Source organism: Actinocrinis puniceicyclus, from assembly GCF_018283645.1.
Classification (GTDB): domain Bacteria; phylum Actinomycetota; class Actinomycetes; order Streptomycetales; family Catenulisporaceae; genus Actinocrinis; species Actinocrinis puniceicyclus.
In genome coordinates this window covers 1-10,698 of record NZ_JAGSXH010000150.1, presented here as the reverse complement: position 1 = coordinate 10,698, position 10,698 = coordinate 1, and the positions used below count along the sequence as shown (strand labels likewise).

The window sequence follows — 10,698 nt, the reverse complement described above, 5'->3', positions numbered from 1 at the left end:
TGCGCTTGACCGAAACCCCCGCCGCCGTGCCGCACTTGTCCAGCAACTGCACCCACGCCGACGAATTGTCGAACTGCGGATACGGATCCCAGACCGTGTACGTACCCGAAGGCGCCGACGACGCCGACGACGAACCGGACGACGGAGAGGACGAACTGCACGCGGTCGCGGTGACTGCGAGCGCGGCGAGAGTCAGGCCGAGAGCCGCGGCTTTGACACCGGGGCTTGGCCGTGAATCGGAGTGCATATCAGTGAGCCTTTCGGAAAATGCGGTGCGGCGTGGATGGAGATGCCGCGTGGTGTGGATGTGGTGCGGTGTGGATGTGGTGCGGGTACTGATGTTGCGGATGGTGCTGCGCGCCGCCCGACCGGTCTCCCGGCCGGGCGGCGCCGTAAACGGTCAGCTGCAGGCGTTTCCGTTGAGGGTGAAGGCGCTGGGGCTGGTGTCGTTGCCGGCCCAGGTGCCCTGGAAGCCGAACTGCACGTTGCCGCCGGGCGCGATCGTCGGGTTGTAGCTCATGTTGGTCGCGGTGACCGCCGATCCGGACTGGGTGACGTTCGCGTTCCACGCGTTGGTGACCTTCTGGTCACCCGGGAAACTCCAGGTCACCGTCCAGCCGTTGATCGTCGAGGTGCCGGTGTTGGTCACCGTCAGGTTCGCGGTGAACCCACCGCCCCACTCGTTCTTCACGTACGAGACCTGACACGTCCCGCCGCCCGTGCTACCGGTCCCGATCGTCCACGTGAACGACGCCGAACCCGACGCCCCGGTACCGTCCTTCGCCGTCACCGTCACATTGAACGTGCCCGACGCGGTCGGCGTACCCGAAATCAGACCCGAAGAGGAGATCGACAGGCCGGCCGGAAGACCCGACGCGCTGTAGGTCAACGTCTGACCCGACCCGGAGTCAGTGGCCTGAACCTGAAGAGCACTGATCGCGGTGCCCACCGTCCCGCTCTGCGCACCGGGATTGGTGACCGTCACCGTGTTCCCGCTGCTACCGGTCCCGATCGTCCACGTGAACGACGCCGAACCCGACGCCCCGGTACCGTCCTTCGCCGTCACCGTCACATTGAACGTGCCCGACGCAGTCGGCGTACCCGAGATCAGACCCGAAGAGGAGATCGACAGGCCCGCCGGAAGACCCGACGCGCTGTAGGTCAACGTCTGGCCGGACGCCGAATCGGTGGCGTTCATTTGCAGACCACTGATCGCGGTGCCCACCGTCCCGGTCTGGTTGCCAGGGTTGGAGACCGTGACCGTGTTCCCGCTGGGAGAAACGGGCGTGACGATCAGGTGGTAACCATAGGTGGAGCTCATCGACGAGATCGGCACGGTGATCGACCCGTTCGACACGGTGTACCTGCCCTGCGAGACCGTCGTCGGCGCGGACACCGCCACGGTGCGTCCCGGCGAAGGGGTGTACTGGAGCGTGACGTTCACCTGCGAGTTGCCGGAGAACCCGGACAGCGAGCTCAAGCCGTTCACGGTCACGGCCGTCGAACCACTGCCACCCCCGAAGATCACATTGACCTGATTCGCCGCCGCGTTGACCGAGGCCGCGCCGTCGAGCCCGGACGCAGGCACCGTGGTCACCATGCTGCCGCTCATCGCCGCGTACCAGGTGTAGAGCCAGTACGCGCCGTTCGGGCTGCCGCCCTGGCCGGTCAACAGGTCCCCGAGCGCGCCGGACTGGTTCCAGAACGCCAACTCCGCGTTGTTGACGCCCAGCCGCTCGAACTGCGCGATATACCCGACCAGCGCACCCGGAATGCCGACCTGCGACGGCGCCGCGTACTCCTCGATCGCGATCGGCCGCGGAGTGATGCCCAGGCTCCTCTCCAGATTGGTGACCGTGGACACGTCGCCGGCGATCTTCGAAGAGCTCTCCAGCTCATGCCAGGCGATGATGTCCGGCACCGTGTTCGTCGCGACCGCGTTCTTCAGGAAGTTCTGCATGTCGCTGATGTTGTCCGAGAAGCTCGGCCCCTGAATCGGAGTCGTCTTGTCCAGCGACCGCACCTGGTTGTAGGTCCTGGTCCAGAACGACTCGAAGGTGCCGTTGGACGAGCGCCAGGTGTTGTCCGGCTCGTTCCACAGCTCCCAGGACGCCAGGTCCGTCAGATTCGCGGCCTTCACCTGCTGGATCTGCGAGGAGACCGCGTTCGGCCACGTGCTCCAGCTGAACTGGTACGGCCAGCCCGCGTAGTAGTCCGAGAGCCGGTCCACCAGCTTCGCCCCGGCCCGCTCCGCCTCCGGCGCCACCTTCAGGATGTCGCCGGTGGGCTGCTGGTGACCGCCCGCCGGCATCTGCACGAACGTGTTCGGGTGGATCGGCTCGACCAGGCTGTCCGCCGGAACCGTCCCCGAGGCCAGACCGTACAGCGACCCGGTGGCGACATGCGTGACGGAACGAAACGGCTGATTGGCGTTGACCACCAACGTCGCCGTCGCGGCGTGGGCGGGCAGGGAGGCGGCGGCCACTACGGCCGTCGCGGTGAGGGCGAGCGCGGAAAGCGTCGCCACGGCGCGGCCGGGCGGTCGCGCCGAGTGGTTGATCAGGCGGTGCGTCATTGCTTCTCCTGACAACGGGGTTTGCGGGTATGAGGTGCACTGGTGCGGGAATCCGGGATCGTCTCCACCCGGAAGATGAAGGAAGTCGTCGCCGACCACCCGGGCTGCGCGGTCACGAGGTCGGCAACCAGACGCGCATCGCGCCGTCCTCTCGATTCGCCCAGGCGTAGTAGGGGACTGCGACCAGATCGAACGGGACGCCCGCGGTGGCCCCGTCCGTGACCCGCCCGCCGTCGCCCGACCTGGACGGGTACGGCCACCAGCCGGCGGCGGTGCTCGGCCGACGCAGACCGCTGCCGAGCACCGTGGTTACCCCGCCGAGCAGATCAGGGCGGTGCTTCACCGCGAGCGGGCGCGTCGTGTCGAGCACGAGGTCGTCGAGCCCGCTACCGGGATGGTCGGCCCCTTCGACGCAGTACACCAGCGGCCCGCGCTCGATCGCGACACAGCCGCGCACGGCGTCCACGCGCGGATCGGCGCCGGTCAGCCGCGGTTCCATGTCGAGCTCGAACACCACGCGATCGCCGGGCTTCCAGCTGCGTGCCAGGCGCAGCCAACCGTCCCGGTCCGCAGTCGCCTCGACATCGACGTCACAGGGCTCGACGTCACAGGGCTCGACGTCACAGGGCTCGACGTCACGGGACTCGGGGTCGCCGGGGTCGCCGACCCCGTCCGGACCTCCCCCGGTCCGGCGCTCTGTCGAGCGGCGCTGCACCGAAAAACTGGTGCACCACTGCGGCACGCGCAACGCGAGAGTCCACTCGCGGTCCGTCGGCGTCTCCTCGACGGTGACGGCGATCCGGCCATCCCACGGATAGTCCGTGCTAACGCTCACAACGACGGGCGCACCGGAGGCGTCGCCGCGGAACGTCCCGGTCGCGAACTGGTGCAGCTGGATGCCGCGCCCGTCGGTGGAGGCGAAGTAGTGCTCCAGGCTCGCCATCAGCCTCATGACATTCGGCGGGCAGCAGGCGCAGCGGAACCAGCGCGTGCGCCGGGCGGACTGGTCGCCGCCGATGTCCGTGTGGCCGTCGCGCACCTGCAGCGGGTTGACATAGAGCCAGCTCTGGCCGTCGAGCGAGACACCGGCGAGAAACCCGTTGAACAGGGTGCGTTCGATCAGGTCGCTGTAGCGCGCGTCGCCGGTCAGCAGCGCCATCCGCCAGCTGAACTGGATCGAGGCGATCGCGGCGCAGGTCTCGCAGTAAGCGCGCTCGGCCGGCAGCTCGTAGGGGCCGCCGAACTCCTCGCCGTGGTGGTGCGCGCCGACGCCACCGGTCAGATAGGTCTTGGTCGCGGTCATCGCGGACCACAGCCGCTCCCCCGCCGCGTGCAGTTGCGCCTCGCCGGTCTCAGTGGCCAGATCCGCCACCGCCGCGAGCAGATAAAGCTGGCGCACGGCGTGGCCCTCGACGGTGCGAGCCTCGCGCACCGGAACCCGGTCCTGGCAGTACGCCTCGCCGCCGAGAAGGCCGTGCCCATGGCGGTCCACGAAATAGCCGGCCAGCTCGAGGTAGCGCCGCTCGCCGGTCTCGCGGTACAGCTCGACCAGCGCCGTCTCGATCTGCGGGTGCCCGTCGATGCCGTCGATCGGCTTCCCGCTGCCGGGCGCCCCGAAGTGCGCGTCGAGATGGTCGGCGAACCGCCGCGCGACGTCGAGCAGCCGCTCGCGGCCGGTGGCGCGGTGGTGCGCCACCGCGGCCTGGATCAGATGCCCGGCGCAGTACAGCTCGTGTCCCCAGCGCAGGTCACGGTAACGGCCCGCGCCCTTGCCCGCCTGGAACCAGGTGTTGAGATAGCCGTCGGGCTGCTGGGCGGCGGCGACCAGCCCGATGATGCGCTCCACGTCGTCGGCCAGCCGTCGGCCCTCGGGACTGTCCGGGTGCAGCCGGCCCAGCTGCCAGGACGCCGCCTCCAGCCACTTGTAGACGTCCGAGTCCATGAACGGGTAGTCGCCGCGGAACTCGCCACGCTCCTCGCCCGCGGCCAGGCGCAGGTCGTGCAGGTTGCCCGCGGACTCCAGCAGGAACGGGCCCTGCGGGATGCCGACGCGCGCGTTGACCTCTTGGCGGGCGGCCCAGAAGCCCGCGGCCACGACCGCGTCGGCGGTCGGCCGCAGGGCCGTGCGGGCCGTCGGCCCGAGACGGACCGGACCGGTCCGCGGCGGCGAGTCGGATGAGCGGGGCATGAATCTCCCAGCGTGCGTGGTTCCGCTGGCGGAGGGAACCGGTGAGCAAAGTGCGCAAACGTTTTTCTTGGCGCAACCCTAGCCACCGAGGCGAGCTAGTCAAGAGTCGATGGCTAGCTGATATATTTTCTCAAAGGTTGCGCAACTGGTTCCCGCCGCGGCGAGGCCCGGCGGCGGCGCCGTGCCAGCGACAACGCCGCGGCGAGCGTGCCGCACGACGAACACGCGCCGGGCCGCGCACCCACCCGAGCCTGTGAAAGGGAAGAAACCGTGTCGGACTCTGCACGTGACTTCGCGCGTGACTCCGCTCCGGACACCGTGCGTGACTCCGCTCCGGCGCGGGCGCGGCTCGCCGACGTGGCCGCCCGCGCCGGGGTCAGCGTGGGAACCGCGTCGAAGGCGCTCAGCGGCGGCGGCAGGATGCGGCCGGAGACGCGCGAGCGCGTGCTCGGGGCCGCCGACGAGCTCGGGTTCAGCCCGAACCGGCACGCCCAGAGCCTGCACACCGGCCGCAGTTGGACGGTCGGGCTGATGACGACGGACGGCATCGGCAGGTTCGGCATCCCGGTGCTGCTGGGCGCCGAGGACGCGCTGGGCGCCGGCAAAATCAGTGTTCTGCTCTGCGACACCCGCGGCGACGCGATCCGCGAGCAGCATCATCTGCGTGCTCTGATCGAACGCAGAGTCGACGGCATCATCGTGACCGGACGGCGCACGGACCCGCGGCCGCCGCTGACCGACGTCGAGGGGATCCCCACGGTCTACACCGTCTCGCCTTCCGAGGACCCGCGGGACACCTCCGTCGTCTCCGACGACGCGGGCGGCGCCACTCTCGCCGTGGAGCACCTGCTCGGGCTCGGCCGCAGCCGCATCGCGCACGTCACCGGCCCGGCGCACCACGCCGCGGCCCGCGACCGCGCGGCGCGCACCCTGAAGTTGATCGAGGGCACGGGCCTGGCTCCGGCGAGCGGCCGCGTGCACTACGGCGACTGGAGCGAGGCGTGGGGCCGGCGCGCGGCCGAGGCGGTGCTGCGCACCGACCCGAAGGTCGACGCGTTCTTCTGCGGCAACGACCAGATCGCCCGCGGCGTGGCCGACACGCTGCGCGAGCGCGGCGCGCGCGTGCCCGAGGACGTCGCGATCGTCGGCTACGACAACTGGGACGCGATGGCGCTCGCGTCGCGGCCCCCGCTGACCACCATCGACATGAACCTCGGCGAGATCGGCCGCGTCGCCGCGCTGCACCTGCTCTCCGCCATAGACGCCGACGAGACGCAGCCCGGCGTGACCACCGTCCCGTGCCGCCTGATCGTGCGCGAATCGGCATAGGGCGCACAGCCGCGACGAGAGCAACGCGGCGTGGATGACGACCGTGCACAACGCGGCGTGCACGACAGCGTGTCGCTTTTCCCCACTGGCCGCTGTCGATGCCGTGGTGCGGGCCGGTTGAGGGGTTGTAGCTGCGGTAGTTGTCGCCGTGCGGGCCGCGGTAGGCATCGGCTCAGCGTAACGGCCACCCCAGGTGTTTATTAGGGCTCGATGATACTTCCGCTGGGCACCCGGCCGTCCGGTACCGTCCCGTGCCGGTGCTCGCACCCGTGCCCGCGTGGCGCGTCCAACCGGCGCCACACCGCCGAAGGCTGGTCCGCGGCGGCGATTCGGTCAATCATGGTGGGGTGACGACGATGTCCGCCCATGGCGCTGCGTTCCTTGATGCCCGCGACTACCTGCTCGCGCACCGCGAGGACTACGCGACCGCCTACCGCGAGTTCCGCTGGCCGCAGCCCACCGAGTTCAACTGGGCGCTTGAGCACTTCGACGCCGTCGCGGCCGACCCGCTGCGCGGCGCGCGCACCGCGCTGTGGATCGTCGAGGACGACGGGAGCGAGGGCCGCTGGAGCTTCCAGGACCTGGCCGAGCGCTCGAACCGGGTCGCGAACTGGCTGCGCGCCCGGGGTGTGGCCCGCGGCGACCGCGTCATCCTCATGCTGGGCAACCAGCTGGAACTGTGGGAGACGATGCTCGCCGCGATGAAGCTAGGCGCCGTCGTCATCCCGGCCACACCCATGCTCACGCGCGACGATCTTCGCGACCGGGTGGAGCGCGGGCACGCCAGGCACGTGGTGGTCGGCGCGGCGCACGCCGCGAAGTTCGACGACGTCCCGGGCGACTACACGCGCATCGCGGTCGGCGAGGCACCACAGGGATGGCTCGGCTTCGAGTACGCCTACCAGGCGCCGGCGCAGTTCGAGCCCGACGGTCCGACCATGGCCGACGACACGCTGCTGCTGTACTTCACCTCCGGCACCACCGCCACGCCGAAGCTGGTCGAGCACACCCACGCCTCGTACCCGATCGGGCACCTGTCCACGATGTTCTGGATCGGCCTGGAACCCGGCGACGTGCACCTGAACATCTCCTCGCCGGGCTGGGCCAAGCACGCCTGGTCCAACTTCTTCGCGCCGTGGAACGCCGAGGCCACGATCCTGGTGCTCAACAGCGCCAAGTTCTCCGCCGACGGGCTGCTCGGCGCGCTCGACCGGTGCGGCGTGACGAGCTTCTGCGCGCCGCCGACCGTGTGGCGGATGCTGATCCAGGCCGACCTGTCGCGGCTGCGCACCCCGCCGAGGAAGGTCGTGGCCGCCGGGGAGCCGCTCAACCCCGAGGTCATCGAGCAGGTCGAGAAGGCGTGGCGGGTGCGCATCCGCGACGGGTTCGGGCAGACCGAGTCCAGCGTGCAGATCGCGAACCCGCCCGGGCAGCCGATCAAACCGGGCTCGATGGGCCGGCCGATGCCGGGCTTCGTCGTCGAGCTGATCGACCCGGCGACGGGGAACCGGGCCGAGGAGGGCGAGATCTGCCTCGACCTCGCGCACCGGCCGGTCGGGCTGATGGCCGGTTACTTCGGTGACCCGGAGCGCAACGCCGAGGCGATGGCCGACGGCTACTACCACACCGGGGACGTCGCGAGCCGCGACGAGGACGGGTACATCACGTACGTCGGACGCGCCGACGACGTGTTCAAGGCCAGCGACTATCGCATCAGCCCGTTCGAGCTGGAAAGCGCACTCCTGGAACATCCGGCGGTCGCCGAGGCCGCGGTCGTACCCTCCCCCGACCCGCTGCGCCTGGCGGTGCCCAAGGCGTACGTGGCGCTGGCGCCCGGCTACGAGCCGACCGAGCAGACCGCGGCGGCGATCCTGCAGTTCGCCCGGGAGAAGATGGCCCCTTACAAGCGCGTGCGCCGGCTGGAGTTCTTCGAGCTGCCGAAGACGATCTCCGGCAAGATCCGCCGCGTGGAACTGCGCGACCGGGAGAGCCACCTGCACGCCGACGCGGACAGCGCGCCGCCCGACGAGTACACGCTCTGACTCGCCCGGTGCCGCCTTCCGCTTGGTGCGCCGGGTGCGCCGGGTGCGCTTGGTGCCACTTCTTGCCGCTTCTTGCCGCTGGTACGGCTCGCGCGACCGAGCAGTGCAGGTCAGCGCGATATTGACGGCTGCACGCGCGGTACAGCCCGGCTCCCGGCCGGTTCTGATTGGGCTGCTGTGATCCGGCGGCCGCGGCGAGTGCGGCCGCCGACTTCGAAGGGGGCAGGAACCATGAAGACAAGCCACGACAGCCACCGCACGGACGAGAGCGTGGCCGACGGCGAGCGCCGGCGGTCGGGCCTCGGCACGCTGCGTGCCCGTGCCGCGGCGGCCACCGCGACGGTCGCGCTCGCGACCGCCGGCGTGCTGGGTGCGGGAGCCACGGCCGCGCACGCCGACTCGGGGTTCACCATCCACCTCACGCCGAACTCCAGCTTCGGCCTGCTGCTGGACATGAGCGGCGGCTCCACCTCGCCCGGCGCCGGCCTGATCCAGTGGTACGCCAACGGCGGCAACAACCAGTTCTTCGCCGCGCTGTAACGAGCGCGAGGACAACAGTCGCGAACAGCCGGACAGTTGAACAGTCTTGGCCCCGGCCGGCGCGCGCCGGCCGGGGCCAAGACTGTCGACCGGGAGTGGGTCAGCCGGATGGCCGCGTGTGCGTGCATGGCTCGCGAAGCGGGGCGAGGCTGGCAGCAAGCAGAAAAGTTGAAGGCAGGCAACGCCATGCGCAAGATCTTGGCCCTACTCCCCGTCGCCCTGATCGCAGCGGCGTGCACCTCGAAAGGTGTGACGACCACCCCCGCCGCTCCACACTCAGCAAGCGGCACGTCAGCGGCCTCGCAGGCGCCCTCGTCCGCCGCGCCGCAGAAAGCCGGCGTCGGCGACGCGATCAACCTCCAGGGAGACGGCACGACCATAGAGGTGACGGTCATCAAAATCGTGGATCCCGATACTCCGAGCAACGAGTTCGAAACTCCGAAGGCCGGGACGCACTACGCGTCGGTTCAGTTCCAGCTGCTGGACAAGGGTCCGGGCTCGTATCAGGATGATCCGCTCATAGACGCACAGGTCAAGGACGCAACAGGACAGACATTCAAACCCGCCATCGTCACGGAGACAGGCGCCGGGCCGCAGATGAGCTCCAGCACGAACCTTCCAAAGGGAGACAAGGCCCTCGGCTTCATCACGTTCGAGATCCCGAGCGGCTCCAAGGTCACTCAGGTCCAGTACAACCTCAACGGCGGCTTGTTCGGTACGACCGCGCAGTGGACCGTCGGCTGATCAAGCGGGTTCGGTTCTCCCGGTTCGGCTTCCTACTCGCACTGCCAGGTGAACGTCGCCTGATCGAAGCGGCCTGCGGCCAGGTCTTCGCGCCGCGTCATCCAGTACAACCGGCCGGCGTCGCCCCAGCTCATGCCGCTGCGCGCATCGCTGTCGAACTGGGCGAGCACAGCGAGCTGCGAGGCCAGTTCGTTGCGCGCCGCGTCCGCCTGCTCGCCCGGGTCGGGCAGGAGGGCCTGCGCGCCCTCGGGTTCCACGGGGCCTTGGACCGGCAGCGCGTACCCGCCGATCTGGTGGTGCGGCGCATGCTCGCCACGGTATGCGGTCAGCGCCTCCCAGAACCCGTTGTCGCCCGGGTCGGTGACCGGATAGTCGCAGTAACCGGCCGGGTCCTCCGGGTCGCCGAACGCGGCGATCAGCGCGGCGTGGGTGTTGTCCGGAGCCGTCGCGATCACCTCGCCCGTCAGCAGCAGCCGCGGAAACGGCGTCACGCCCTCCGGCGCGGTGCGCGGCGATACGTCAGCATCCTGCGGCACATACAGCAGCCGCGTCCCGTGGACGACACTGTCAGCGTCCGAGTACACGACCGCGCTGTCTCCCAGGCCGTCGAAGTAGAAGAACACCAGCTGACCCGCCCTCGGCAGCGGGATGTCGAGTTCGTCGACGGGCACCTGACCGCAGTCGACCGCGCCGACGAAGGAAAGCGGCCCGTGGCCCTCCCACACCGGCCACTCGACGTCCGCCGGCAGCAGCGGCTCACCCCCGAGATAGGCCACCACCTCGGACTCGTCCGGGGCCAGCGCGCGCAGACTCAACGCGGGACGCAGCAGCCCGACCCAGGTCTGCGCGTCCGCAGCGCTGAAGTAACGCCGTCCAGCATCCGCGAGCGCAGATTCACTGATTTGCATGGTGCTCATCGTGGCAGACTCCGCCCGGGGGCGTCACGACGCCGCGACGACGCGCCGACTACGGCCGCGCGCGGCGTCGGCCGGTCGCGCTCGCCATCGTCTCGGCGACCACCTCGACGAAGCCGCGCCTCCAGCCACGCGATCAACCGCGGTGTGGCCAGCACCAGCAGGTCGCCGGTCCCGACCGCGGTCGCGGCATCGGCATCGGCATCGGTAACCTCGCATCGCATCGCACCAAGTTAACGCCTGTCCGATCGATGACAGCTCGGCCTACCGCTGCGCCTGCGCCGCGAACCGACGTCGAAGTCCCGCGCCAAGTGAGGCGGGCCGCACCCGCCACCACCCGCTCCCCCGCAACCCACGACCCACGAC

The 10,698-nt window shown here is 69.9% G+C and carries 7 protein-coding genes and 1 pseudogene; 4 read left to right on the top strand and 4 right to left on the bottom strand.

Annotated features, from left to right (window positions below; all coding sequences use genetic code 11):
• From KGA66_RS25580 to KGA66_RS25570, 3 genes and pseudogenes are all read right to left on the bottom strand, one after another.
• Positions 1-247 (bottom strand): annotated as a pseudogene (locus KGA66_RS25580) (sugar ABC transporter substrate-binding protein); the annotation flags it as partial.
• Positions 248-400: 153 nt separating this feature from the next.
• Positions 401-2,575, bottom strand: a complete 2,175-nt coding sequence (locus KGA66_RS25575; RefSeq protein ID WP_246508673.1) for a putative Ig domain-containing protein — start codon at positions 2,573-2,575, stop codon at positions 401-403.
• 112 nt (positions 2,576-2,687) lie between these two features.
• A complete protein-coding gene (locus KGA66_RS25570; protein ID WP_211471500.1) occupies positions 2,688-4,763 on the bottom strand; it encodes a glycoside hydrolase family 127 protein in 2,076 nt (691 codons plus the stop codon).
• Positions 4,764-5,081: 318 nt separating this feature from the next.
• Here KGA66_RS25570 and KGA66_RS25565 point away from each other — a divergent pair, with 318 nt between their 5' ends.
• The 4 genes from KGA66_RS25565 to KGA66_RS25550 all read left to right on the top strand — a co-directional run bounded on the left by KGA66_RS25565 (position 5,082) and on the right by KGA66_RS25550 (position 9,418).
• Positions 5,082-6,092, top strand: a complete 1,011-nt coding sequence (locus tag KGA66_RS25565) for a LacI family DNA-binding transcriptional regulator (protein WP_369015966.1) — start codon at positions 5,082-5,084, stop codon at positions 6,090-6,092.
• A gap of 356 nt (positions 6,093-6,448) precedes the next feature.
• Positions 6,449-8,134: an AMP-binding protein gene (locus tag KGA66_RS25560; protein WP_211471502.1), complete on the top strand. Its 1,686-nt coding sequence runs from the start codon at positions 6,449-6,451 to the stop codon at positions 8,132-8,134.
• Positions 8,135-8,365: 231 nt separating this feature from the next.
• Positions 8,366-8,674 (top strand): ricin-type beta-trefoil lectin domain protein, encoded by a 309-nt coding sequence (locus tag KGA66_RS25555; protein ID WP_211471498.1) that lies wholly within the window; start codon positions 8,366-8,368, stop codon positions 8,672-8,674.
• 126 nt (positions 8,675-8,800) lie between these two features.
• Positions 8,801-9,418, top strand: a complete 618-nt coding sequence (locus KGA66_RS25550) for a DUF4352 domain-containing protein (protein ID WP_211471496.1) — start codon at positions 8,801-8,803, stop codon at positions 9,416-9,418.
• A gap of 32 nt (positions 9,419-9,450) precedes the next feature.
• Here the strand turns inward: KGA66_RS25550 and KGA66_RS25545 are convergent, their stop codons facing one another.
• Positions 9,451-10,326, bottom strand: coding sequence for a YwqG family protein (locus tag KGA66_RS25545; protein WP_211471494.1), 876 nt, complete (start codon positions 10,324-10,326; stop codon positions 9,451-9,453).
• Positions 10,327-10,698: the final 372 nt, after the last annotated feature.